23 protein-coding genes are annotated in these 23235 nt (G+C 62.1%); 16 read left to right on the plus strand and 7 right to left on the minus strand.

What is annotated here, in order from left to right; genetic code table 11:
• The first annotated feature begins 89 nt into the window (after positions 1 to 89).
• Positions 90 to 1490, plus strand: coding sequence for a phosphomannomutase/phosphoglucomutase (locus ACK59L_RS04380; protein ID WP_409272104.1), 1401 nt, complete (start codon positions 90 to 92; stop codon positions 1488 to 1490).
• Positions 1491 to 1519: 29 nt separating this feature from the next.
• Positions 1520 to 2428, plus strand: coding sequence for an acetylglutamate kinase (gene argB / locus ACK59L_RS04385; RefSeq protein WP_023532327.1), 909 nt, complete (start codon positions 1520 to 1522; stop codon positions 2426 to 2428).
• Positions 2429 to 2531: 103 nt separating this feature from the next.
• Here argB and pyrE read toward each other — a convergent pair whose 3' ends face one another.
• On the minus strand, positions 2532 to 3173 hold the full coding sequence (gene pyrE / locus ACK59L_RS04390; protein ID WP_058602773.1) for an orotate phosphoribosyltransferase: 642 nt from the start codon (positions 3171 to 3173) through the stop codon (positions 2532 to 2534).
• Positions 3174 to 3253: 80 nt separating this feature from the next.
• Between pyrE and ACK59L_RS04395 the strand changes: the two genes are divergently transcribed.
• Positions 3254 to 4033, plus strand: coding sequence for an exodeoxyribonuclease III (locus tag ACK59L_RS04395; RefSeq protein ID WP_023532406.1), 780 nt, complete (start codon positions 3254 to 3256; stop codon positions 4031 to 4033).
• A 34-nt stretch (positions 4034 to 4067) separates the two neighbouring features.
• Here ACK59L_RS04395 and ACK59L_RS04400 read toward each other — a convergent pair whose 3' ends face one another.
• Positions 4068 to 4436, minus strand: a complete 369-nt coding sequence (locus ACK59L_RS04400) for a DUF4870 domain-containing protein (protein ID WP_023532399.1) — start codon at positions 4434 to 4436, stop codon at positions 4068 to 4070.
• 22 nt (positions 4437 to 4458) lie between these two features.
• A complete protein-coding gene (rph, locus tag ACK59L_RS04405; protein WP_023532860.1) occupies positions 4459 to 5181 on the minus strand; it encodes a ribonuclease PH in 723 nt (240 codons plus the stop codon).
• Between the two features lie 225 nt (positions 5182 to 5406).
• On the opposite strand from rph, the gene ACK59L_RS04410 reads away from it, so the two are divergent.
• On the plus strand, positions 5407 to 6270 hold the full coding sequence (locus ACK59L_RS04410) for a YicC/YloC family endoribonuclease (protein ID WP_027913369.1): 864 nt from the start codon (positions 5407 to 5409) through the stop codon (positions 6268 to 6270).
• Positions 6271 to 6283: 13 nt separating this feature from the next.
• On the plus strand, positions 6284 to 6904 hold the full coding sequence (gmk, locus tag ACK59L_RS04415) for a guanylate kinase (RefSeq protein WP_196134676.1): 621 nt from the start codon (positions 6284 to 6286) through the stop codon (positions 6902 to 6904).
• Positions 6905 to 6972: 68 nt separating this feature from the next.
• On the opposite strand, the gene ACK59L_RS04420 is transcribed toward gmk, so the two are convergent.
• Positions 6973 to 8514: an APC family permease gene (locus ACK59L_RS04420; RefSeq protein ID WP_196134675.1), complete on the minus strand. Its 1542-nt coding sequence runs from the start codon at positions 8512 to 8514 to the stop codon at positions 6973 to 6975.
• Positions 8515 to 8624: 110 nt separating this feature from the next.
• On the minus strand, positions 8625 to 10007 hold the full coding sequence (locus tag ACK59L_RS04425) for a glutamine synthetase family protein (RefSeq protein WP_409272109.1): 1383 nt from the start codon (positions 10005 to 10007) through the stop codon (positions 8625 to 8627).
• Between the two features lie 206 nt (positions 10008 to 10213).
• Here ACK59L_RS04425 and ACK59L_RS04430 point away from each other — a divergent pair, with 206 nt between their 5' ends.
• The 5 genes from ACK59L_RS04430 (at position 10214) to ACK59L_RS04450 (ending at position 14948) form a co-directional block, all read left to right on the plus strand.
• Positions 10214 to 11086 carry a LysR family transcriptional regulator gene (locus tag ACK59L_RS04430; protein WP_058602769.1) on the plus strand — a complete coding sequence of 291 codons (873 nt, stop codon included), beginning with the start codon at positions 10214 to 10216 and terminating at the stop codon, positions 11084 to 11086.
• Between the two features lie 237 nt (positions 11087 to 11323).
• Positions 11324 to 11587: a DNA-directed RNA polymerase subunit omega gene (gene rpoZ / locus ACK59L_RS04435; RefSeq protein ID WP_012312123.1), complete on the plus strand. Its 264-nt coding sequence runs from the start codon at positions 11324 to 11326 to the stop codon at positions 11585 to 11587.
• A gap of 59 nt (positions 11588 to 11646) precedes the next feature.
• Positions 11647 to 13755 (plus strand): bifunctional GTP diphosphokinase/guanosine-3',5'-bis pyrophosphate 3'-pyrophosphohydrolase, encoded by a 2109-nt coding sequence (spoT, locus tag ACK59L_RS04440; protein WP_027913364.1) that lies wholly within the window; start codon positions 11647 to 11649, stop codon positions 13753 to 13755.
• A 23-nt stretch (positions 13756 to 13778) separates the two neighbouring features.
• Positions 13779 to 14159: a RidA family protein gene (locus ACK59L_RS04445; RefSeq protein ID WP_009684531.1), complete on the plus strand. Its 381-nt coding sequence runs from the start codon at positions 13779 to 13781 to the stop codon at positions 14157 to 14159.
• Positions 14160 to 14216: 57 nt separating this feature from the next.
• Entirely contained in the window at positions 14217 to 14948 is a 732-nt protein-coding gene (locus ACK59L_RS04450) for a hypothetical protein (RefSeq protein WP_196134673.1), read from the plus strand.
• Positions 14949 to 15003: 55 nt separating this feature from the next.
• On the opposite strand, the gene ACK59L_RS04455 is transcribed toward ACK59L_RS04450, so the two are convergent.
• Complete coding sequence (locus tag ACK59L_RS04455) at positions 15004 to 15855, minus strand: SDR family oxidoreductase (protein ID WP_409272112.1); 852 nt, start codon at positions 15853 to 15855, stop codon at positions 15004 to 15006.
• 165 nt (positions 15856 to 16020) lie between these two features.
• Between ACK59L_RS04455 and exbB the strand changes: the two genes are divergently transcribed.
• The 6 genes from exbB (at position 16021) to ACK59L_RS04485 (ending at position 22724) form a co-directional block, all read left to right on the plus strand.
• Positions 16021 to 16983 carry a tonB-system energizer ExbB gene (exbB, locus tag ACK59L_RS04460; RefSeq protein WP_409272114.1) on the plus strand — a complete coding sequence of 321 codons (963 nt, stop codon included), beginning with the start codon at positions 16021 to 16023 and terminating at the stop codon, positions 16981 to 16983.
• Between the two features lie 3 nt (positions 16984 to 16986).
• Entirely contained in the window at positions 16987 to 17415 is a 429-nt protein-coding gene (gene exbD / locus ACK59L_RS04465) for a TonB system transport protein ExbD (RefSeq protein ID WP_058602766.1), read from the plus strand.
• Positions 17412 to 18143, plus strand: coding sequence for an energy transducer TonB (locus ACK59L_RS04470; protein WP_027913359.1), 732 nt, complete (start codon positions 17412 to 17414; stop codon positions 18141 to 18143). Before exbD ends, ACK59L_RS04470 begins: the two co-directional genes overlap by 4 nt.
• Before the next feature lie 93 nt (positions 18144 to 18236).
• Entirely contained in the window at positions 18237 to 19163 is a 927-nt protein-coding gene (locus tag ACK59L_RS04475; RefSeq protein WP_023532770.1) for a hydrogen peroxide-inducible genes activator, read from the plus strand.
• A gap of 3 nt (positions 19164 to 19166) precedes the next feature.
• Positions 19167 to 21245 carry an ATP-dependent DNA helicase RecG gene (gene recG / locus ACK59L_RS04480; protein ID WP_023532570.1) on the plus strand — a complete coding sequence of 693 codons (2079 nt, stop codon included), beginning with the start codon at positions 19167 to 19169 and terminating at the stop codon, positions 21243 to 21245.
• Positions 21246 to 21320: 75 nt separating this feature from the next.
• Entirely contained in the window at positions 21321 to 22724 is a 1404-nt protein-coding gene (locus ACK59L_RS04485) for an HDOD domain-containing protein (RefSeq protein ID WP_409272117.1), read from the plus strand.
• 32 nt (positions 22725 to 22756) lie between these two features.
• Here ACK59L_RS04485 and ACK59L_RS04490 read toward each other — a convergent pair whose 3' ends face one another.
• Entirely contained in the window at positions 22757 to 23131 is a 375-nt protein-coding gene (locus ACK59L_RS04490) for a hypothetical protein (protein WP_058638823.1), read from the minus strand.
• Between the last annotated feature and the right edge of the window lie 104 nt (positions 23132 to 23235).

A 23235-nucleotide genomic window follows, 5' to 3' on the forward strand; every position in this document is an offset into this window, starting at 1 on the left:
CACGGATGGCGAACTCCGGGCCGTAACCTTCGTCCAAGCGCTCTGCGTGCGCCTGCAACCGAGCGCTTCTGACTGATGGGGTTTTCCAGATGAACGACATGGCCCCGGCGGTTCGCGCCCACTTGCCGCCAGGTATCTTTCGCGCTTACGACATCCGCGGCATCGTCGGCAAGACGCTGTACGCCGATACTGCCTACTGGATAGGCCGCGCCGTCGGCGCACAGAGCCTGGCCATGGGCGAACCCCAGGTCAGCGTGGGCCGCGACGGTCGCCTGTCCGGCCCATTGCTCGTCGAGCCTCTGATCCGCGGCCTGGTCGAGGCAGGCTGCCATGTGAACGACCTCGGTCTGGTCCCCACGCCGGCGCTGTACTACGCCACCCACGTACTAGGCGGCAAGTCGGGCGTGATGCTCACCGGTAGTCACAACCCCCCGGACTACAACGGCTTCAAGATCGTCATTGCCGGCGACACCCTGGCCAACGAGCAGATCCAGGCGCTGCTCGGCCGCTTGCAGGCCAATGACCTGACCTTCGGCACAGGGCATGTGCAACAGGTAGCGATTCTGGAGCGCTATTTCCAGCGGATCGTCAGTGACGTGAGGCTGGCCAGAAAGCTCAAGGTGGTCGTGGATTGCGGCAATGGCGTCGCTGGCGTGATCGCACCGCAACTGATCGAAGCGTTGGGCTGCGAGGTGATTGCGCTGTTCAGCGAAGTGGACGGCAACTTCCCGAACCACCACCCCGACCCCAGCAAGGCGCAGAACCTTCAGGTGCTGATCGACACCGTCAGGCGCACGGGGGCGGACCTCGGCCTGGCATTCGACGGCGACGCGGATCGCGTCGGTGTGGTAACCGAGGCCGGCAGCATCATCTACGCCGACCGCTTGCTGATGCTGTTTGCCCAGGATGTCCTGGCTCGCAACCCAGGCGCCGAAATCATCTTCGACGTCAAATGCACCCGACGCCTGATCCCCCTGATCGAACGATTGGGCGGTCGTACCCTGATGTGGAAGACCGGTCATTCGTTGATGAAGAAGAAGATGCAGCAGACCGGCGCCTTGCTCGCAGGCGAGATGAGCGGTCATATCTTCATCAAGGAACGCTGGTACGGTTTCGACGACGGCATCTACAGCGCTGCGCGCCTGCTGGAAATCCTCAGCAAGACCGAGCAGAGCGCCGAAACCGTGTTCGCCGCGTTCCCCAACGATATTTCCACGCCGGAACTCAATATTGATGTGACCGACGAACGTAAATTCAGCATCATTGATGCACTGCAACGCGACGCCGATTGGGGTGACGCGCGCCTGACCACCATCGACGGTGTGCGAGTGGACTATGCACAGGGCTGGGGCCTGGTGCGTGCCTCCAACACCACGCCGGTTCTGGTACTGCGCTTCGAGGCCGACAGCCATGCGCAGTTGCAGCGTATCAAGGATGTTTTTCGCACTCAGTTGCTGCGGGTAGAACCTGATCTGCAACTGCCGTTCTGACCGACTATCTGGCCTCACAGGAGCCCTGCATGACCCTCGATCGCGATGCCGCCACCCACGTAGCCGAAGTGCTGTCCGAAGCCTTGCCCTACATTCGCCGCTTCGTCGGCAAGACGCTGGTGATCAAGTACGGCGGCAACGCGATGGAAAGCGAGGAGCTCAAGACGGGCTTCGCCCGCGACATCGTGCTGATGAAGGCCGTGGGCATCAACCCGGTGGTGGTGCACGGTGGCGGCCCGCAGATCGGTGATCTGCTCAAGCGTCTCTCCATCGAAAGCCATTTCATCGACGGCATGCGCGTGACCGATTCGGCGACCATGGACGTTGTGGAAATGGTACTGGGCGGCCAGGTCAACAAGGACATCGTCAACCTCATCAACCGGCACGGCGGCAGCGCCATCGGCCTGACCGGCAAGGACGCGGAGCTGATCCGTGCACGCAAGCTCACCGTCAGCCGCCAGACGCCGGAAATGACCACCGCCGAGATCATCGACATCGGCCATGTGGGTGAAGTGGTGAGCGTGAACACCGACCTGCTGAACATGCTGGTCAAGGGTGATTTCATTCCCGTGATCGCCCCCATCGGCGTCGGCATCAATGGCGAGTCCTACAACATCAATGCTGACCTGGTAGCAGGCAAGGTCGCCGAAGCGCTGCAGGCCGAGAAGCTGATGCTACTGACCAACATCGCCGGACTGATGGACAAGCAGGGCCAGGTCCTGACCGGGTTGACCACAGAGCAGGTCAACGAGCTGATCGCCGACGGCACCATCTACGGTGGCATGCTTCCGAAGATCAAATGCGCCCTGGATGCGGTGCAAGGCGGCGTGAACAGCTCACACATCATCGATGGCCGCGTGCCGAACGCGGTGCTGCTGGAAATCTTCACCGACAGCGGCGTGGGTACCTTGATCACCAACCACAAGTCGCTTTCCTGACCTGCATGGCCCTGTCGCCGGCAGCCGGTGACAGGGCCAAACTGGCGACACAAAAAAAGGCGACCTCAAACCGAGGTCGCCTTTTTCGCTTCCAGGCCCTGGGTCAGATCCCGTACTGCGCCCGATAGGCCTCAACCGCCGGCAGGTGCTGCTTGAGCTGCGGATCGTCAGCCAGGAACTCCAGTACCTGAGTCAGCGAGACGATACTGACCACCGGTATGCCGAAGTCGCGCTCCACCTCCTGGATGGCCGAGAGCTCACCATTGCCACGCTCTTCACGATTCAATGCGATCAGCACGCCAGCGGCGTTGGCCTGCTGCGCCTTGATGATCTGCATGACTTCGCGAATGGCGGTACCGGCAGTGATCACGTCGTCGATGATCAGCACATCGCCTGCCAGGGGCGCACCGACCAGGCTGCCGCCTTCGCCGTGGTCCTTGGCTTCCTTGCGGTTGAAGCACCAGGGCACGTCTTGCCGATGCTGGTCAGCCAGCGCGACGGCAGTGGTCGCGGCCAGGGGAATACCCTTGTAGGCCGGGCCGAACAGCACGTCGAACGAGATCTTGCTGTCAACGATGGCGGCGGCGTAGCAACGCCCCAGCTCGGCCAGCGCCGAACCTGTGTTGAACAGGCCAGCGTTGAAGAAGTACGGGCTGGTACGCCCGGACTTGAGAGTGAATTCACCGAAACGCAGGACCCCGCGATCGATGGCAAAACGGATGAAGTCGCGCTGATACGGCTGCATGGAAAGTCCCGGACACCACGGATTTAGCTAAATGGGTTGAGCTCGGGTATCATACACGCACGAGATTTATGGGGCCATTTATGCGGATCATCAGTGTGAACGTTAATGGCATTCAGGCTGCGGCCGAGCGTGGTTTGCTCAGCTGGCTACAGGCCCAGAATGCCGACGTCATCTGCCTTCAGGATACCCGCGCCTCGGCCTTTGAACTCGATGACCCAGCTTTCCAGCTCGATGGCTATTTCCTTTATGCCTGCGACGCGGAGGTGCCTGCCCAAGGTGGTGTGGCCCTTTATTCGCGCATGCAGCCCAAGGCAGTCATCACCGGCCTGGGCTTCGAGACAGCCGACCGTTACGGGCGTTACCTGCAAGCAGATTTCGACAAAGTCAGTATTGCCAGCCTGCTCTTGCCTTCGGGCATGAACGGGGATGAAGACTTGAACCAGAAATTCAAGTTGATGGACGACTTCGCCAAGTACCTGGACAAGCAGCGTCGCAAGCGCCGCGAGTACATCTATTGCGGCTCGTTCTATGTGGCCCAGCAGAAGCTCGACATCAAGAACTGGCGTGACAGCCAGCAGTCGCCGGGCTTCCTGCCGCCAGAGCGTGCCTGGATGGATGCCATTACCGGCGAGATGGGTTACGTGGATGCCCTGCGAGAAGTCAGCCGTGAGGGTGACCAGTACAGCTGGTGGCCGGACAACGAGCAGGCCGAAATGCTGAACCTGGGCTACCGGTTCGACTACCAGATCCTTACCCCCGGCCTGCGCCGCTTCGTGCGCAACGCGCGCTTGCCACGCCAGCCGCGCTTCTCCCAGCATGCGCCGCTGATCGTCGACTACGACTGGACGCTGACCATCTGAGCAACCAGTGGGGCTGCCTTGCAGCCCCACCTGGCTATTTGATCGGTCGCCAGATCATGGGGTAGCGGTAAGGCTTGCCTTCGTTGGCCCGTACCGCAGCAATGACGATCAGAATCATCACCGCCACTGACAGCACGGCAAACAGCACCAGCCCGATCACCACGAATATCAGCAGGAGGCAGATGAACCCTGCCACGGTCACGCTGATCTGGAAATTCAGCGCTTCCTTGCCTTGCGCATCGATGAACGGGTCCTGCTCGCGCTTCAGATGCCACAGCACCAACGGCCCCAGCAGGTGCCCGAGCGGGATCACCAGGCCAAGGAGCGCGGAAAGGTGGCAGAGCATCGCCCACTGCCTGACCTCGGCACTGGGCGGGATGATCGAAAGATTCGGATCGGTCATGCCTGCACCCTCCTGATCAGGTTCAGTCTGCCAGCGCGGCTTGCTGCAGCTGGAAGATCTCGTCCATCCCTTTCTGCGCCAGGGCAAGCATGGCGTTGAAGTCTTCTGGCTGGAACGGCGCACCTTCTGCCGTACCTTGCACCTCGATGAACCCGCCAGCGCTGGTCATGACCACGTTCAAGTCGGTTTCGGCTGCCGAGTCCTCCAGGTAGTCCAGGTCGAGTACCGCTTCACCCTGATACATACCCACCGACACGGCGGCGATCATGTGCTTGAGCGGATTGCCCGCCTTCAGGCCACCACGCTTCTTGATCACGGCCAGGGCATCGCAGACGGCAACCATGGCACCGGTAATGGAGGCTGTACGGGTGCCGCCATCGGCCTGGATGACGTCGCAATCGATGTAAAGCGTAATGTCACCGAGCTTGCTCATGTCCAGCGCCGCGCGCAATGAGCGGCCGATCAGGCGCTGGATCTCCAGCGTGCGACCACCTTGCTTGCCACGGCTGGCTTCGCGCTGGTTACGTTCACCCGTCGAGCGTGGCAGCATGCCATATTCGGCGGTCAACCAACCTTGGCCCTGGCCTTTGAGAAAGCGCGGCACGCCGTTTTCCACGCTGACCGTGCAGATGACTTTCGTGTCACCGAACTCGACCAGTACCGACCCTTCGGCGTGCTTGGTGTAGTTGCGGGTGATGCGGATCGAGCGGAGCTGATCGGCGGCGCGACCACTTGGACGTTTCATCTGGGATACCTGTACTGGGACATTGAATCTGGCAGGCATTATAGAGCCCGTAGCCTAGTGAGGACACGCCTATCGTCGCTGACGGTCCAGCACGCCTGCATTTGCGGCGGTCCTGTCCGTCGCTCAGGCGCAGCGGCGCATTGGGCCGCAAGGCCCCAGTGCGCTACAATCCTGCGCCTCGCAGCCAGCAGGCTGCAATGTCCAACCTATACGCGAGGTACCCCCATGGTGCACAGCATGACCGCGTTCGCACGGGTCGAGCGCGCCGGCAGCCAAGGCACCCTGGTCTGGGAGCTGCGCTCGGTCAACCACCGTTACCTGGAGCCGCACCTGCGCCTGCCCGACGCCCTGCGCGACCTTGAAGGTGGCGTGCGTGAAGGCCTGCGCCAAGGCCTTTCCCGAGGCAAGGTGGAGTGCACCCTGCGCCTGAACGAGGACAGCAGCGGCAAGCCGTTGCAGGTCGACCGCGAGCGCGCTGCGCAGCTAGTGGCCGCCGCCGAGCAAGTGGCGGCGTTGATCCAGCAGCCGGCGCCGCTCAACCCCTTGGAAGTGCTGTCCTGGCCAGGCGTATTGGTCGCTGATGCCAGCGACCCACAGGCACTAAATGCCCAGGCCATGGCGCTGTTCAACGACGCGCTTGCTGAACTCAAGGCCGGGCGTCAGCGCGAAGGCCAGGAACTGGCCCGTCTGATCAACGAGCGCCTGGACAGCATGGCCGAAGAGGTCACGACGCTGCGAGCGCTGGTGCCGCAGATGCTGGCCGCGCAACGTCAGAAGATCCTGGACCGCTTCAACGACCTTCAGGCTGAAATCGACCCGCAGCGCCTGGAACAGGAAATGGTCCTGCTGGCCCAGAAGAGCGACGTGGCCGAGGAGCTTGATCGCCTCGACACCCATGTCGCCGAAGTACGACGCGTACTCAAGGGTGCAGGTGCCGCCGGGCGTCGTCTGGATTTCCTGATGCAAGAACTCAATCGCGAAGCCAACACGCTCGGTTCCAAAGCCTTCGATCCCCGCAGCACGCAGGCGGCGGTCAACCTGAAGGTACTGATCGAACAGATGCGTGAACAAGTACAGAACATCGAGTAAGGCCACACCGACCATGAACCTCACCAGCGGCACCCTCTATATCGTTTCCGCTCCGTCCGGCGCCGGCAAGACCAGCCTGGTCAACGCCCTGACCCAGGACGACAAGCAGATCCGTGTTTCCGTCTCGCACACCACCCGCGCCATGCGTCCTGGCGAGCAGCATGGTGTGAACTACCACTTTGTCGAGCATGATGCCTTCAGGGCACTGATTGAACAGGGCGATTTTCTGGAGCATGCCGAAGTGTTCGGCAACTTCTATGGCACTTCGCGCAGCGCCCTGCAGCAGACGCTGGACCAAGGCTTCGACCTGATCCTGGAAATCGACTGGCAAGGCGCGCAGCAGGTGCGCAAGCTGATGCCACAGGCGCTGTCGGTCTTCATCCTGCCGCCAAGCCAGGCCGCATTGCGCGAGCGCCTTGATGGCCGAGGCCAGGACAGTGACGCGATCATCGCTGGGCGCATGAAAGAGGCCGTCAGCGAGATGGTGCATTACGACGAGTACGACTACGTGATCATCAACGATGTTTTCGATACGGCACTGGCGGACTTGAAGGCCGTGTTCCGTGCCAATCGCCTGCTCCTGAAGAAGCAGCAACACCGTCATGGGGCACTGCTCGAGCAGTTGATCGGCTGATGTGCACGGGCCTCCTGGGAGGCCCTTGCATAACCTTCAGCACGTCATAGGCAGGGCCCCGGCCCTGGTTAGTCCTGCAACGGCAAGGTGGCGTGCTGACGCAGCGTGGCCCCCAGGAAGTAGGCCGGGGCTCGCAGCCGGGACATCAGCATCAACACGATCCCCAGGACGGAGATGATCGCCGCGATCACGAACACCAGCCCGACCCCGCCCACGTGCGAGCCACTGCCGAAGTCCGGCGAGGCGCTGTCTATGGCCGTGCGCACGAAGATCACCGACAGGATCACCCCGCCCACCAAAGGGCACAGCCCGCGCATGAGTAAATGCCGAAGGCTGCCGAACAGGCTGCTGCGGAAATACCAGACGCAGGCGAAGGCCGTGAGTGAGTAATAGAAGCAGATCATCATGCCCAGGGCGGTGATGGTGTCGGCCAGTACGTTCTCGCTGAGCGTGCGCATGGTGACGTAGAAAAGTCCGGCGGCGACCCCGGCGCAGATCGTGGCGTAACGCGGCGTCTGTGAGCGCGGGCAGACCTTGGCAAACTTCTGCGGTACCGCCCCGTAATAGCCCATGGCAAGCAGGGTGCGCGCAGGCGAGACGAAGGTCGATTGCAAGGAAGCGGCAGTGCTGGCCAGTACCGCGATGGACATCAGGATTGCCAGCGGCCCCATGACCGGGCCGGCCAGATGGGCGAACACGTTTTCCTGGATGCGCGGGTTGTTCAGGCCCAGCCCCGACTCGCTGATGCCGGCGAACTGCAAGGTGGCAATGGCCGTCAGCAGGTACAGGCCCAGAATCAACAGCACGGTCCAGGTGGCTGCCTTGCCCGGAACCTCTTCGCTGCCTACCGACTCTTCACTGACAGTCAGGCATACGTCCCAGCCCCAGAAAATGAAGATCGACAACGATAGGCCGGCGGCGAACGCCGAGAAGGATTCGACCCCGAACGGGTTGAACCAGGCGAAATCGAACGCCAGGGGTGGTGGCGCCGTTGTTTCGCCGAACGCTGCGAAGGCAAAGCCCACCAGTACCAGCAGTTGCAACGCCACCAGACCGTACTGCACGGTCATGGTCGTGGTCATGCCCCGGCAACAGATCCACACTGCCAAGGCAATGAACACGCAACAGGTCACGATGTTGATCATCAAGTTGTCGGCAAGCGCCGCCAGCTCAGGGTTGCCGGTGATCTGGCCGAGGAACAGGTAGAAGAAATCCACCGCCACACCGGCCAGGTTCGACAGCACGATGGTAGTCGCCACCACCAGCCCCCAACCGCCGATCCACCCGATCATCGGGCCGAAGGCTCGCGCCGACCAGGTGAACGACGTACCGCTGTCCGGCTCGGCCGAATTCAGCTCGCGATAACCCAGGGCGACCAGCAGCATGGGCAGGAACCCGACGATGAACACCGCCGGCAGGTGAGCCCCGACCTCGCGCACGGTCGGGCCCAAGGCGCCGGTAAGGGTGTAGACCGGCGCAATGGTGGAGATGCCCAGCACCACGCTGGCCAACAGCCCCAATCGGCCCTTGGCCAGGCCCTTGCCACCCTGTTGGATGCTTTCGCCAGCCGCCACATCGGGTGGGCGGCCGGCTTCTGTGTAATCGCTCATGAGTATCAGCCGTAGATGTTGGAATTGTTTTTAACAAGCCTCTCGCCAAGGCCTGCCCACTCAGAGCCCGCTGCAAAACCTTCCCCTGGCCTCATGCAGGCGCCTTGGCGCTACACGGTGTGCAGGTACCAGTTGTATTCGAGGTCGGAAATCGACGCCTCGAATTCGGCCAGCTCGCTGTCCTTGCAGGCCACGAAGATATCGATGTAGTGCGCACTGATGTATTGCCTGAGTACGTCACTGTCTTCCAGCGCACGCAACGCGTCGCGCAGGTTGTTCGCAAGGCTCTGCTCCAGTTGCTCGAAAGCATTGCCTTCAATGGGCGCCTGCGGCTCGATCTGGTGGGTCAGGCCATGGTGAACGCCAGCAAGAATCACCGCAAGCATCAGGTAAGGATTGGCGTCTGCACCTGCCACGCGATGTTCCAGGCGCGTGCTTCGGCTGTTTTCCGTCGGTACACGCAGGGCGACGGTACGGTTATCCAAGCCCCAGCCTGGGGCATTTGGCACATTGAACTGGGCGCCGAACCTGCGATACGAATTGATGTTCGGGCACAGGAAGGCCATGGACGCAGGGAGCGTCTGCAGCATGCCGCCGATAGCATGGCGCAACGCGTCGCACCTCAGTGGATCTTCGCTTGCAAAGAGGTTCCTGCCGCTGTGTTTTTCCACCAGCGACAGGTGAACATGCAGACCACTGCCCGCCTGGCCGGGATAGGGCTTGGCCATGAATGTCGTGTCCATTTCGTGGTCGTAGGCAACGTTCTTGATCAGGCGCTTGAGCAGGATCGCTTGATCACAAGCTTTCAGGGGGTCGGCCACGTGATGCAGATTGACCTTGAACTGCGCAGGCGCGCTTTCCTTGACGATGGCATCCACCGGCAAGCCCTGGGCCTTTGCCGCTTCGAGGATGTCCTGCAAACAGTCGGCGTACTCGTCCAGGTCGTCGATGAAGTAGGCCTGGGTCGAATGGGCACGCTTTCCGGATAACGGCGATCGCGGCGGCTGCGGTCGCCCATTGAGGTTGTCCTGGTCGATCAGATGGAACTCGAGCGCCAACGCAACGCACAGTGACAGGCCCAGCGCGTCGAACCGGCTCACGACCTGACGCAAGACCTCGCGCGGATCAGCGAAGAACGGCTGACCGTCCAGTTCGTGCATGGTCATGAGCAACTGGGCGGTGGAACGCTTCTGCCAGGGCTCGTGCGCAAGCGTACCGGCAATGGGGTAGCAGATGCGATCGGCATCGCCCATATCCAGGCCCAGCCCGGTGCTTTCCACGGTGGTGCCGTTGATGTCGAGCGCAAACAGCGATGCCGGCAGGTTGATGCCTCGCTCATACACCTTGTGCAAGCTGGCCCGCTCGATGCGCTTGCCGCGCACGACGCCATTCATATCGGCAATCAGCAAGTCGACGTACTGGGTGTCGGGGTGTGCCTGCAGGAAGTCATTCATCTCGCGTGAGGAACGGGCGCACGGGGCTACCGACGTCATGGCTGTACATCCTTTGCTGGGCTGCGGCGATGTGGAGAGACGGCTGGCGCCTGGTAGGCGACGATGGTTGCAGCTGTTGTTGTTTTCACTTTCCCATCGTGGGGATTGGTAACCGCAGCGGGCGCATTGATTCCCGGGGGTCGTTTCACTATAAAATGGCCCTGACGCAACAGACATTGGCAATTCGGCAACGAGAGCGTGCACCGATGCAATATCAAATTACCCATGCCGACCTTTCCCTGGTCCTGGCGTTGGAACGCGGGCGCTCTCTGGCCAAGGCGGCCGAGTTGCTCAAAGTGGACGTATCGACCGTTTTCCGGTCGATACGCCGCCTGGAGTCGGCGCTGGGCACGGCTCTGTTCGTCAAGAGCCGCAAAGGCTACTTGCCTACCGATACTGCACAGGCCCTCGCCGAGCAGGCCGAGCGCGCCGAGCAAGCACTCGAGGCGGCGCGCATTGCCATGACCAGCGGTGAACAGGTCGTCAGCGGCACCGTGCGGCTGACCTGCACTGAGGCCGTCATGCACAGCCTGCTGCTGCCTGCACTGGCCGACTTCATGCAGAATTACCCCGCGCTGTCGCTGGAGATGGGCACCTCAAACGTGTTCGCCAACCTCAGTCGGCGAGATGCAGACATCGCCCTGCGCCTGACCAACACGCCTCCCGAACACCTGGTGGGGCGCAACCTGGGGTCAACGTCCTACGTGATATGTGGCCAACCTCAGTGGCGCGACCGCCTCGGTGAAAGCGCCAGCGCGGTGCCATGGATCGCGCCGGATGACGCCATGCAGGACCATCCGACGGTGGTCTGGCGCAACCAGCAACACCCTGGCCTGAGCCCGCGCTACCAGTGCAGCGGCATGTCCACCATTGCCCAACTGGTCACCGCTGGCCTGGGCGTGGCAGCGCTGCCGGACTACATGGTGCATAGCCTGCCAGGGGTCGATGCACTCAGCGGGCCGCTGCCAGGTTGCGACACCCAGTTGTGGCTCTTGACCCGACCGGACTGCCGCGCGCTGCGCTCGGTCCAAACCCTTTTCGAGGAGCTCACCCCGCGGTTGCGCGACGCAATGCTCTGAGGTTATTGTCGGGGCCATTGCAAGGCGTCTATGGCGGTCCTTGCACTGTGTCCCAGAGGTATCGTCAGGCCTGGCAAACGCGGGCATGCACCGCAGTACCTGAATGACTCGCAGCGCACCGCACGGCGGCGCTCGACAAAACAGCGCTTCCCTATTGGCTGGTGAATTTTTATACTATCGAGTCCGCCTGCCCACTAATGGGCTGCACGCCTACCGCATTTGCTACTGAGGAAGACCATGGCCCGCGTAACTGTTGAAGACTGTCTGGAACACGTGGATAACCGTTTTGAGCTGGTCATGCTCTCGACCAAGCGCGCTCGCCAGCTGGCGACCGGCGGTAAAGAGCCACGCGTTGCGTGGGAAAACGACAAGCCCACCGTCGTTGCCCTGCGCGAAATCGCCGAAGGCATCGTGACCAACGAATTCATCGCCGCTGAAGAAATTGTCACCGAGGATCCGGTCTTTGCCGCGTTCGAGGACGAGTCGAACGAGGCTGTCTGATTGATGCCCGGTCGACGTCGCAAGGCGCAAGGCCCCCTATCTCGGCAGGAGGCTAAGCCATGCCGGGTATAGAGGCCTTGGCCGAACGGCTGTCGACTTACCTGGGCCCCGAACAGGTCAACCTGGTACGGCGTGCCTACTTCTACGCAGAACAAGCGCACGATGGGCAACGTCGCCGCAGTGGCGAGCCCTACGTAACGCACCCGTTGGCCGTGGCCAGCATCCTTGCCGACATGCACATGGACCATCAAAGCCTAATGGCAGCCATGCTCCATGACGTGATCGAAGACACCGGCATTGCCAAGGAAGCCCTCAGCCAGCAGTTTGGCGAGACGGTTGCCGAGCTGGTGGACGGCGTCAGCAAGCTGACCCAGATGAACTTCGAAACCAAGGCCGAGGCGCAAGCCGAGAACTTCCAGAAAATGGCCATGGCCATGGCACGCGACATTCGCGTGATCCTGGTCAAGCTGGCCGACCGCCTGCATAACATGCGCACCCTGGAAGTGCTGTCCGGCGAAAAACGACGCCGGATTGCCAAGGAAACCCTCGAGATCTACGCCCCCATCGCCAACCGCCTGGGGATGCACACGGTACGCGTCGAGTTCGAAGACCTTGGCTTCAAGGCCATGCACCCGATGCGCTCGTCGCTGATTCATCGCGCCGTCAAAAGTGCACGGGGCAACCGCAAGGAAATCGTCGCCAAGATCGAGCAGTCGCTTGCCAACTGCCTGGCTGCCGACGGTATCGAAGGCGAGATCAGTGGCCGGCAAAAACACCTCTATGGCATCTACAAGAAGATGCGCGGCAAGCGTCGCGCCTTCAACGAAATCATGGACGTGTATGCCTTCCGCATCATCGTCGACAAGGTCGATACCTGCTACCGCGTCCTCGGTGCCGTGCACAACCTGTACAAACCGCTGCCAGGGCGGTTCAAGGACTATATCGCCATTCCCAAGGCCAACGGCTATCAGTCGTTGCACACCACCTTGTTCGGCATGCACGGCGTGCCCATCGAAATCCAGATCCGTACGCGCGAAATGGAAGAGATGGCCAATAACGGTATCGCTGCGCACTGGCTGTACAAGGCCAATGGGGATGAGCAGCCCAAGGGCAACCATGCCCGTGCCAGGCAGTGGGTCAAAGGCATCCTTGAATTGCAGCAGCGTGCAGGCAACTCGCTGGAGTTCATCGAGAGCGTCAAGATCGACCTGTTCCCGGACGAGGTGTACGTCTTCACGCCCAAAGGGCGCATCATGGAGCTGCCCAAGGGCTCCACTGCCGTGGACTTCGCCTACGCAGTGCACACCGACGTTGGCAACAGCTGCATCGCATGCCGTATCAACCGACGCCTGGCACCGCTCTCCGAGCCGTTGCAGAGTGGCTCGACGGTAGAGATCGTCAGCGCACCGGGGGCTCGACCCAATCCGGCCTGGCTCAACTTCGTGGTCACCGGCAAGGCGCGCACACATATTCGCCATGCGCTCAAGCAGCAGCGCCGCTCCGAATCCATCAGCCTGGGCGAGCGGCTGCTCAACAAGGTACTGACTGGTTTCGACAGTGCGCTGGAGCAGATTCCCCGCGAGCGCGTGCAGGCCATCCTCAGCGAATACCGCCTGGAGTTGATTGAAGACCTGCTTGAAGACATCGGGCTGGGCAACCGCATGGCCTACGTGGTCGCGCGCCGCCTGCTGTCTGCAGAAGGCGAGCAACTGCCGGCCCCCGAAGGTCCGCTGGCGATTCGCGGTACCGAAGGCCTGGTGCTCAGCTATGCCAAGTGCTGCACGCCGATTCCGGGCGACCCGATCGTGGGTCACCTTTCGGCGGGCAAGGGCATGGTCGTGCACCTTGAGAACTGCCGAAACATCAGTGAAATTCGCCACAACCCCGAGAAATGCGTCCAGCTTTCCTGGGCCAAGGACATCACTGGCGAATTCAACGTCGAATTGCGCGTAGAGCTGGAGCACCAGCGCGGCCTGATTGCCTTGCTGGCCAGCAGCGTCAACGCGGCCGATGGCAACATCGAGAAGATCAGCATGGACGAACGCGACGGCCGTATCAGCGTGGTCCAACTGGTGGTCAGCGTGCACGACCGCGTGCACCTGGCGCGTGTGATCAAGAAGCTGCGTACCCTGACCGGTGTGGTTCGCATCACCCGCATGCGTACGTAGTCCGCCAACCGCAAGGAGTCATCATGAGCAAGACCGTCATCAACAGCGACAAGGCCCCTGCCGCCATCGGCACCTATTCGCAGGCGATCAAGGCCGGTAACACCGTGTACATGTCTGGCCAGATCCCACTGGACCCCAAGACCATGGAACTGGTCGAAGGCTTCGAGGCCCAGACCGTCCAGGTGTTCGAGAACCTCAAGGCTGTGGCCGAAGCAGCAGGCGGTTCGTTCAAGGACATCGTCAAGCTGAACATCTTCCTGACCGACCTGAGCCATTTCGCCAAGGTCAACGAGGTGATGGGTCGCTACTTCGAGCAGCCTTACCCCGCTCGCGCCGCCATCGGCGTGGCCGCGCTGCCAAAAGGCGCGCAGGTCGAGATGGACGCCATCCTCGTCATCGAGTGATGCCCCAGGCGGCGGGCATTGCACTCGCCGCCTTCCCTCTCCTGGAAGGTTCCCGACATGCGCATAGCATTGCCTCTCACGCTGGCAGCCCTGGTCCTGGGCGGCTGCGCCAGCCACAAACCTGAAGACTTCAACGGCACCTGGATCAACCAGGACGCCATCACTGCGGCCGTCAAGCAAGGCAACCTTCGCCAGGCTCTGAATGAGCATGGCCCGGTCTTCGAGTGGAAGCTCGATGTTGCCACCCAGCGCGCCAGCTACAGCAATGGGTTCGAGGCCTCGGACGGTCAGCTCAGCGCCAATGACAAGCAGTGGCTGGCCACCTTCGAAGGCGGTGCCACCGAGCAACTGTCGCTGGACGGCGACGAACTGCAAACAGTCGACCAGCAAGGCGCGAAACAGCGCTTTGAGCGTGCCAAGACGCCCAGTGGCAACAATGCGCCACTGGGCAGCAGCTTCGAGCAGGCGCTGTACCAGGCTTATCTCGGCGGCGCCTGGACCATAATGGATGGCCCAGGCAAGGGCGCCAACGTAACGTTCAGCGACAGCGGCAACGTCACCGGCCTGCCCGGTCCGGATCGTTTCGCCCTGTGCCTGGCCGGTGATTGCGCAACAATGGGCGGCAGCAATGACAGCCTGTGGCTGGAGCGCAACCAGCGCGGGGCACCGTTCATCATCAAGCGCAATGGCAATCAGCTGGAAATCTTCCAGGCGGTAAACCGCGCCCAGCCGGATGAAATGCCGATGCTGGCAGCCGGCAAGCGCCAGTGGCTGCTGCAACACAACTGACGATCCTCCAACCGGCGCGCAGGTAACGCAAGCTACCTGCGCGCCGGCCAGGGGATCATTGCCCGAGGATCGCCGCGTAGCCTTCCTTGTAACTGGGGTACTGCGGGGACCAGCCTAGCCCCCGTGCGCGGGTGTTGCTGCAGCGCTTGCTGCCCGTGCGACGCACACGCTCCTCATCGGACCACTGCGTAACCCCCAACTGCTCACGCAGCCAGGCCACGACTTCGGCCAGCGGCGCTGGGCTGTCGTCCACGCCGATGTAGCAATCGTCCAGCGCCTTGCCTTGGCTGTCGCATTGCAGCAGGAATGCCAGCAGGCTGGCAGCATCGTCCACGTGAATACGGTTGCCATACAACGGCGGTTGCTCGGCGACGCGATAACCCTGACGCACCTGACGCAACAGCCACTCTCGGCCTGGCCCGTAGATGCCGGTCAGGCGAACCACGCTGGCTGGCGCAGCACCGGACAGCGCCAGCCTTTCAGCCTCAAGCATGATACGCCCCGAGTACCCCTCAGGTTCGGTGGCCGATTGCTCATCAACCCACTCCCCACCCTTGTGCCCAAACACGCTGCTGCTGGATACGAACAAAAGGCGTCGGGGTTGTTGCCCACGCTCGGCCAGCCAGCGCTGCACATGACTCAACCCCTGGACATACGCCGCCTGATACCCTGCCTCGTCATGCTGGCTGGCAGCCACGCAATACACCACGTAGTCAGGTGCCCGCTCAGGCCAGGCAGCTGGGATGTTCGGGTTCGACAGATCAGCTGCAATCGGCGCTACGCCATCAGGCAACTGCGCCACCGAACGGCGCAGGCCGCTGACCTGCCAACCACGCGCCAGCATCTGCCGAGCCAGGCGACTGCCGACGTCCCCGCATCCTACGATCAACACATTCAAGTCAGACATCTGAAGCCCTCTAGGGCCGATTGCTCAGCCCGTCTGCAGGAGAAAAAGCAACAATATTACTTTTGTTAACAAGAATTACTTGCAATAATGGCGGCCAAATTGTTCTCGGCCTGCCTCGAGGCCTTGAAGAACGCTCACCCATCATCTTCATCAGGTCCGGCCAGCATGACACGTACCCAACCTTCCGCTTCGCCAACCCCATCGCGCGCCTGGCGTGCCACCGCTGCGCTGATACTCAGCCTGGCGCTGGCCCCGGTCGCCATGGCCGATGAGCCCAATGCCACTGCCCCAGTGACGGCCCCGGCGGCCAGCGCTGCTGCGCCCGCTGGCGCTCCGGCCGGTGAAGCGGCACCGGGTACCGTTGCACAGGCTCCGGCTGCTGCAGACCCTGACGCGCAAGCCCTGGTGGAAGATACCTCGCTCGGCATGGCCCATGACCTGTCGCCTTGGGGCATGTACAAGAACGCCGATGTCGTGGTCAAGGCCGTCATGATCGGCCTGGCCATCGCCTCGATCATCACTTGGACCATCTGGATCGCCAAAGGCTTCGAGTTGATGGGTGCCAAGCGCCGCCTGCGCGGGGAGGTAGCCCGCCTGAAGAAATCGGCCAGCCTCAAGGAAGCCAGCGAAGTCTCCGACAAGCAAGGCACCCTAGCCCACACCCTGGTTCACGATGCCCTCGAGGAAATGCGCCTGTCGGCCAATGCCCGCGAAAAGGAAGGCATCAAGGAGCGTGTGAGCTTCCGCCTGGAGCGACTGGTACACGCCAGCGGGCGAAATATGAGCAGCGGCACGGGCGTGCTGGCCACCATTGGTTCCACTGCGCCATTCGTGGGCCTTTTCGGCACCGTGTGGGGCATCATGAACAGCTTCATCGGCATCGCCAAGACCCAGACCACCAACCTCGCCGTGGTCGCCCCGGGTATTGCCGAAGCGCTGCTGGCCACCGCACTGGGCCTGGTTGCCGCCATCCCGGCCGTGGTCATCTACAACGTCTTCGCCCGCTCCATCGCTGGCTACAAGGCACAGGTGTCCGACGCTTCGGCCCAGGTGCTGCTGCTGGTCAGCCGTGACCTGGACCATCAGGGCAGCGATCGCGCCGCCCCGCACATGGTGAAAGTGGGGTAAGCCATGGGCCTGCATCTTAACGAAGGTGGCGACGACCTCGCCGAAAACCACGAAATCAACGTGACGCCGTTCATCGACGTGATGTTGGTGTTGCTGATCATCTTCATGGTCGCAGCGCCGCTTGCCACGGTCGACATCAAGGTCGACCTGCCTGCTTCGACGGCCAAGCCGGCGCCCAGGCCCGAAAAGCCTGTCTTCGTCAGCGTCAAGGCCGACCAGAAGCTCTATGTCGGCGATGACCCGGTCCCAACGCCCGAGCGCCTTGGCCCGATGCTGGACGCCAAGACCAAGGGTGACAAGGACACCACCATCTTCTTCCAGGCCGACAAAGGCGTGGACTACGGTGACCTGATGGAAGTGATGAATAACATGCGCGCGGCCGGCTACCTCAAAGTCGGTCTGGTAGGTCTTGAGACGGCAGCCAAGAAATGACGAAGACGCGGCACAATCTGGCGCGTTACAGCGGCAGCCTGGCGCTCGTGCTGGGTGTCCATGCCGTCGCTGTGCTGCTCATGCTCAACTGGTCGGTGCCCCAGGCCATCGAGCTGCCGCCGGCAGCCATGATGGTCGAGCTGGCACCGCTGCCGGAGCCTGCGCCACCACCCCCTCCCAAAGCAGTTCCCCAACCACCGGCGCCGGTCGAAGAACCCCCGCTGCCGAAGGTAGTGGAAGCCCCTAAACCCAAGATTGCCATTCCCAAGCCGCCCAAGCCGAAGGCCAAGCCACAGCCGCCCAAGCCTGAGAAAAAGCCTGAGCCGCCGAAGGAAGCGCCGCCGACCAAGGAAACGGTTGACGCACCACCGAGCAATACGCCGCCGCAGAAGTCCGCAGCGCCCGCACCGAGCGTCGCCTCCAACAGCACCGCACTGCCGACCTGGCAGAGTGACCTGTTGCGCCACCTGGCGAAGTACAAGCGGTACCCGGAAGACGCGCGGCGCAGAGGCTTGCAGGGCATCAATCGCCTGCGTTTCGTGGTCGATGCCGAGGGCAAGGTCGTGTCGTATTCACTGGCCGGTGGGTCGGGTAGTGCGTCCCTGGACCGGGCGACCATGGAAATGATTCGGCGAGCGGGCAAGGTACCCAAACCGCCAGCTGAGCTGCTGAACAACGGGACGATCGAAGTCGTCGCGCCGTTCGTGTACTCACTGGACCGCCGCTGACGTTTTGTTTCTGTCACAAGTCGGCAAGTCTGATAACGTGCGTCTATCGATTGCAGCCGCTATGCTGGGCTCGCAACTTCATGGACGCACGTTATGACCCTCACAGAACTCCGTTACATCGTCACACTCGCCCAGGAACAGCACTTCGGTCATGCAGCCGAGCGTTGCCATGTGAGCCAGCCTACCCTTTCGGTGGGTGTGAAGAAGCTCGAGGATGAGCTCGGCGTACTGATCTTCGAGCGCAGCAAGAGCGCGGTGCGCCTCACGCCGGTTGGCGAAGGCATCGTGGCCCAGGCCCAGAAAGTGCTCGAACAGGCTCAGGGCATCCGCGAACTGGCCCAGGCCGGCAAGAACCAATTGACCGCCCCGCTCAAGGTAGGCGCGATCTACACCGTCGGCCCCTACCTCTTTCCTCACCTGATCCCACAGCTGCACCGTGTGGCCCCGCAGATGCCGTTGTACATCGAGGAAAATTTCACCCATGTGCTGCGTGAGAAGCTGCGTAACGGTGAACTGGATGCGGTGATCGTCGCCTTGCCCTTCAACGAGGCCGACGTGCTGACCCTGCCGCTCTACGACGAGCCTTTCTGCGCACTGATGCCAGCCGACCACCCGTGGACGGCGAAAAAAACCATCGATGCGGCATCGCTCAACGACAAGAGCCTGTTGCTGCTGGGCGAGGGTCACTGCTTCCGTGACCAGGTGCTGGAGGCGTGCCCTACCCTGAACAAGGGCGGTGAAGGCGCACGCCACACCACGGTCGAATCCAGCTCGCTGGAAACCATCCGCCACATGGTGGCCTCTGGGCTGGGTGTCTCCATCCTGCCGCTGTCTGCCGTGCACAGTCATCACTACGCACCGGGCGTGATCGAAGTGCGTCCGCTGACTGCACCAGCGCCGTTTCGTACCGTGGCGATCGCGTGGCGCGCCAGTTTCCCGCGGCCCAAGGCCATCGAGATTCTTGCCGACTCGATCCGCCTGTGCTCGGTCGCCAAAACGCCCACCGAGCAAACTGCCTGAGCCATGAGTGAGTTGTCGAAGGTACCGGTCACTGTGCTCAAGGGTGTCGGTGACGCCATGGCGCAGAAGCTTGCCAAGGTGGGCCTGGAAAACCTGCAGGACGTGTTGTTTCACCTGCCCTTGCGCTACCAGGACCGCACCCGCGTGGTGCCGATCGGGCAACTGCGGCCAGGGCAGGACGCAGTGATCGAGGGCGTGGTCAGCGGCGCGGACGTGACCATGGGCAAGCGACGTAGCCTGGTCGTTCGTCTGGGCGACGGGAGCGGCGTGCTGAGCCTGCGCTTCTACCATTTCAGCAACGCACAGAAGGAAGGGCTCAAGCGCGGCACTCACCTGCGTTGCTATGGCGAAGCCCGGCCGGGCGCATCGGGCCTGGAGATCTATCATCCGGAATACCGTGCACTGAACGGCGACGAACCGCCGCCGCCGGTCGAACAGACGCTTACCCCGATTTACCCGTCTACCGAGGGGCTCACCCAGCAACGGCTACGCCTGCTTTGCCAACAGAGCCTGGCCTTGCTCGGGCCGCGCAGCCTGCCGGACTGGCTGCCCGAGGAGCTTGCGCGCGATTATCAGCTGGCCCCGTTGGACGATGCCATACGGTACTTGCACAACCCGCCGGCTGATGCCGACCTCGATGAGCTTGCCGAAGGCCACCACTGGGCCCAGCACCGCCTGGCATTCGAAGAGCTGCTGACCCACCAGCTGTCGCAGCAGCGATTGCGCGAAAGCCTGCGCAGCTTGCGCGCGCCGGTGCTGCCCAAGCCTTCCCGCCTGCAGGACGAGTACCTGGCCAATCTCGGCTTCAAGCCTACCGGGGCGCAGCAGCGGGTCGCCAATGAAATTGCCTACGACCTCAGCCAGCACGAACCCATGCTGCGCCTGGTGCAAGGTGATGTAGGTGCCGGCAAGACCGTGGTCGCGGCACTGGCAGCCCTGCAGGCGTTGGAGGCGGGTTACCAGGTTGCGCTGATGGCACCTACCGAGATTCTTGCCGAGCAGCACTACATCACCTTCAAGCGCTGGCTGGAGCCACTGGGCATCGAAGTCGCCTGGCTGGCCGGCAAGCTCAAGGGCAAGGCCCGGGTCAGTGCACTGGAGCAGATCGCCGCCGGTGCGCCAATGGTGGTGGGTACCCACGCCCTGTTCCAGGAAGAGGTCAAGTTCAAGCACCTCGCCCTGGCCATCATCGACGAGCAGCACCGTTTTGGCGTCCAGCAGCGTCTGGCGTTGCGCAAAAAGGGTGTGAATGGCGAGTTGTGTCCTCATCAGCTGATCATGACGGCGACGCCCATTCCGCGTACCTTGGCCATGAGCGCCTATGCTGACCTGGATACTTCCGTGCTGGACGAATTGCCTCCCGGGCGTACACCGGTCAACACGGTGCTCGTGGCCGACAGCCGCCGCTTCGAAGTGGTCGAGCGGGTACGCGCCGCCTGCGCTGAAGGGCGTCAGGCCTACTGGGTCTGTACCCTTATCGAGGAGTCTGAAGAGCTGACCTGCCAGGCCGCCGAGAGCACCTACGAGGAACTTGGCAGCGCCCTGGGCGAATTGCGGGTCGGGCTGATTCACGGGCGTATGAAACCGGCAGAAAAAGCCGAGATCATGGCGCAATTCAAAGCCGGTGATCTGCAGCTGCTGGTTGCCACGACCGTGATCGAAGTTGGCGTCGATGTGCCCAACGCCAGCCTGATGATCATCGAAAACCCGGAGCGCCTGGGGTTGGCCCAGCTGCACCAGTTGCGTGGGCGGGTGGGCCGTGGCAGCGCTGCCAGCCACTGTGTTCTGCTGTATCACCCGCCCTTGTCACAGGTGGGCCGCGAGCGCCTGGGCATCATGCGCGAAACCAACGATGGCTTCATCATCGCGGAAAAGGACCTGGAGCTGCGCGGCCCGGGCGAGATGCTCGGCACGCGCCAGACGGGTCTGCTGCAGTTCAAGGTCGCTGACCTGATGCGCGATGCCGATCTGCTCCCGGCCGTTCGTGATGCAGCCCAGGCATTGGTGGCCCGCTGGCCGGAACATGTCAGCCCCTTGCTTGAACGCTGGCTGCGTCACGGGCAACAGTACGGCCAAGTCTGACCCAAGTGGTCAATGGATCCAGCCTCCCGGCGAGGCTGGTTATACTTCGCTTTTAGGAACCAGTGGACACGGACCATGACTCAAGCTGCCTTGGACACCGCAACCCCACAAACACCGTCGGTTATCCGGTTGCTGCTCGACAAGCTCGGCGTTGCCTACCGTGAGGTGTTGGCGCATCCCCCCCCGCCGGCTCAAGCCTGTGTACAGGCGGTGCTGCTGGACGACCAGGTGGGCGCACTGATGGTGCTGCTGCCGCAAAGCCAACTGCTGGACCTGAGCCGGCTCACCGAGCTGACTGGCCGGACACTCACCGCTGTGCCGGTGCCCCGCTTGCGCCAAATGCTGGAAAAACACCATCTCAAGGTTCTCCCGGGCATACCGGCGCTGACCAGCTCACCTTGCCAGTACGAAAAAAGCCTGCTCGAACCCGCGACCGTGTTCATTCAGTCAGGCCAGGAAGGCCTGCTGCTGGCCATCGACCGTGACCCGTTCAAACGCCTGCTGAGCAAAGCCAGCGCCAGCGCATTCGGGCAGGAGGTGCAGGCCATTGCCCTGAACCTGGACCGTCCGGACGATGACACCCGCGAGATCAGCCAGGCAGTTCAGGCCTTCACTGCACGACGCATTCAAAAGCGGCTTGAAGAAACCATCGAAATCCCGCCCCTGGCCGATACCGCGCAGAAGATCATGAAGCTGCGTGTCGACCCGAATGCCAGCATCGACGATATCACCGGGGTGGTGGAAACCGACCCGGCGCTGGCTGCGCAGGTCGTGAGCTGGGCGGCATCGCCCTATTACGCCTCGCCCGGCAAGGTACGCTCGGTCGAAGATGCGATTGTCAGGGTGCTGGGTTTCGATCTGGTGATCAACCTGGCCTTGGGCCTAGCCATGGGCAAGACGCTCAGCCTACCCAAGGACCAGCCTCAACAAGCGACGCCTTACTGGCAGCACTCCATCTACACAGCGGCTGTCATCGAGGGCCTTACCCGTGCAATGCCCCGTGCCGAACGACCTGAGGCAGGCCTCACCTACCTTGCCGGCCTTCTGCACAATTTCGGGTACTTGCTGCTGGCACATGTGTTTCCGCCGCATTTTTCGCTGATCTGTCGGCATCTGGAGGTCAACCCCCATCTGTGCCACACCTATGTGGAGCGCCACCTTCTAGGGATCAGCCGCGAGCAGATTGGTGCCTGGCTGATGAAGCTGTGGGACATGCCCGAGGAGTTGTCCACAGCGCTGCGCTTCCAGCATGACCCTACCTACGAGGGCGACTATGCAGCCTTTCCCAACCTCGTCTTCCTCGCGACTCGATTGCTTCGTTCACGGGGTATCGGCTCGGGCCCGAAAGAGGAGATTCCCGATGCATTGCTTGAGCGTCTTGGGCTTTCCCGCGACAAGGCCAATGATGTCGTGAACAAGGTACTCGAGGCTGAGACCTTGCTGCGCGAGCTTGCGTCCCAGTTCGCTGCGCCACACTGATTGACTGGGGCCGTCGCTCGGCCCCTGCGCGGTCAATGCTTCTTTTTAGGTTTCAGGTACTTCATCAGGCCCTGGAACCACATCACCAAGGCCGGGTTGCCCTTGATCTGGATCGCCTTGTCCTGGATGCCCTGCATAAATGCCAGCTGCTTGTTGCGCGCCTGCAGGGTAGTGAAGCCATAGGCAGCATCCTTGAAGGCGATGGCGAAGGCAGGCTGCGCGAACGCGCCCCCTTTGCTACGGATGCGTTCGTTGGCGACGATGAAGTGTCGAGCGATCTTGCCGTCGAGGGTTTGCATCTGGAACACCAGATCCTTGCCCTTGAGCTGCTGCTGGAAAGCCGGATTGTTTCGGCTTGCCCTGGCCATCAGCAGGCCCATGACCCAGAGAAGTAAGCGGAACTTCATTTGAGCGTCTCGTCTAAGAAATGACTGTGAGCGCCAGTTTATCCGCTTTATGTGCTTTTCAGGGAATCGAAGAATCTTTTTCGTATGCAAAGACAACGGGCGCT

It is taken from the genome of Pseudomonas sp. KCJK9111 (assembly GCF_046231935.1).
In the GTDB taxonomy this organism is placed as follows: Bacteria; Pseudomonadota; Gammaproteobacteria; order Pseudomonadales; family Pseudomonadaceae; genus Aquipseudomonas; species Aquipseudomonas parafulva_B.

Coding starts and splice junctions, on each gene's coding strand:
- argB (WP_023532327.1), top strand. CDS start 1,520: ATGACCCTCGATCGCGATGCCGCCACCCACGTAGCCGAAGTGCTGTCC.
- ACK59L_RS04430 (WP_058602769.1), top strand. CDS start 10,214: ATGCAATATCAAATTACCCATGCCGACCTTTCCCTGGTCCTGGCGTTG.
- exbD (WP_058602766.1), top strand. CDS start 16,987: ATGGGCCTGCATCTTAACGAAGGTGGCGACGACCTCGCCGAAAACCAC.
- ACK59L_RS04475 (WP_023532770.1), top strand. CDS start 18,237: ATGACCCTCACAGAACTCCGTTACATCGTCACACTCGCCCAGGAACAG.
- ACK59L_RS04395 (WP_023532406.1), top strand. CDS start 3,254: ATGCGGATCATCAGTGTGAACGTTAATGGCATTCAGGCTGCGGCCGAG.
- rpoZ (WP_012312123.1), top strand. CDS start 11,324: ATGGCCCGCGTAACTGTTGAAGACTGTCTGGAACACGTGGATAACCGT.
- gmk (WP_196134676.1), top strand. CDS start 6,284: ATGAACCTCACCAGCGGCACCCTCTATATCGTTTCCGCTCCGTCCGGC.
- pyrE (WP_058602773.1), bottom strand. CDS start 3,173: ATGCAGCCGTATCAGCGCGACTTCATCCGTTTTGCCATCGATCGCGGG.
- ACK59L_RS04380 (WP_409272104.1), top strand. CDS start 90: ATGAACGACATGGCCCCGGCGGTTCGCGCCCACTTGCCGCCAGGTATC.
- ACK59L_RS04455 (WP_409272112.1), bottom strand. CDS start 15,855: ATGTCTGACTTGAATGTGTTGATCGTAGGATGCGGGGACGTCGGCAGT.
- ACK59L_RS04425 (WP_409272109.1), bottom strand. CDS start 10,007: ATGACGTCGGTAGCCCCGTGCGCCCGTTCCTCACGCGAGATGAATGAC.
- ACK59L_RS04400 (WP_023532399.1), bottom strand. CDS start 4,436: ATGACCGATCCGAATCTTTCGATCATCCCGCCCAGTGCCGAGGTCAGG.
- ACK59L_RS04445 (WP_009684531.1), top strand. CDS start 13,779: ATGAGCAAGACCGTCATCAACAGCGACAAGGCCCCTGCCGCCATCGGC.
- ACK59L_RS04470 (WP_027913359.1), top strand. CDS start 17,412: ATGACGAAGACGCGGCACAATCTGGCGCGTTACAGCGGCAGCCTGGCG.
- recG (WP_023532570.1), top strand. CDS start 19,167: ATGAGTGAGTTGTCGAAGGTACCGGTCACTGTGCTCAAGGGTGTCGGT.
- exbB (WP_409272114.1), top strand. CDS start 16,021: ATGACACGTACCCAACCTTCCGCTTCGCCAACCCCATCGCGCGCCTGG.
- rph (WP_023532860.1), bottom strand. CDS start 5,181: ATGAAACGTCCAAGTGGTCGCGCCGCCGATCAGCTCCGCTCGATCCGC.
- ACK59L_RS04485 (WP_409272117.1), top strand. CDS start 21,321: ATGACTCAAGCTGCCTTGGACACCGCAACCCCACAAACACCGTCGGTT.
- ACK59L_RS04420 (WP_196134675.1), bottom strand. CDS start 8,514: ATGAGCGATTACACAGAAGCCGGCCGCCCACCCGATGTGGCGGCTGGC.
- ACK59L_RS04450 (WP_196134673.1), top strand. CDS start 14,217: ATGCGCATAGCATTGCCTCTCACGCTGGCAGCCCTGGTCCTGGGCGGC.
- ACK59L_RS04410 (WP_027913369.1), top strand. CDS start 5,407: ATGGTGCACAGCATGACCGCGTTCGCACGGGTCGAGCGCGCCGGCAGC.
- ACK59L_RS04490 (WP_058638823.1), bottom strand. CDS start 23,131: ATGAAGTTCCGCTTACTTCTCTGGGTCATGGGCCTGCTGATGGCCAGG.
- spoT (WP_027913364.1), top strand. CDS start 11,647: ATGCCGGGTATAGAGGCCTTGGCCGAACGGCTGTCGACTTACCTGGGC.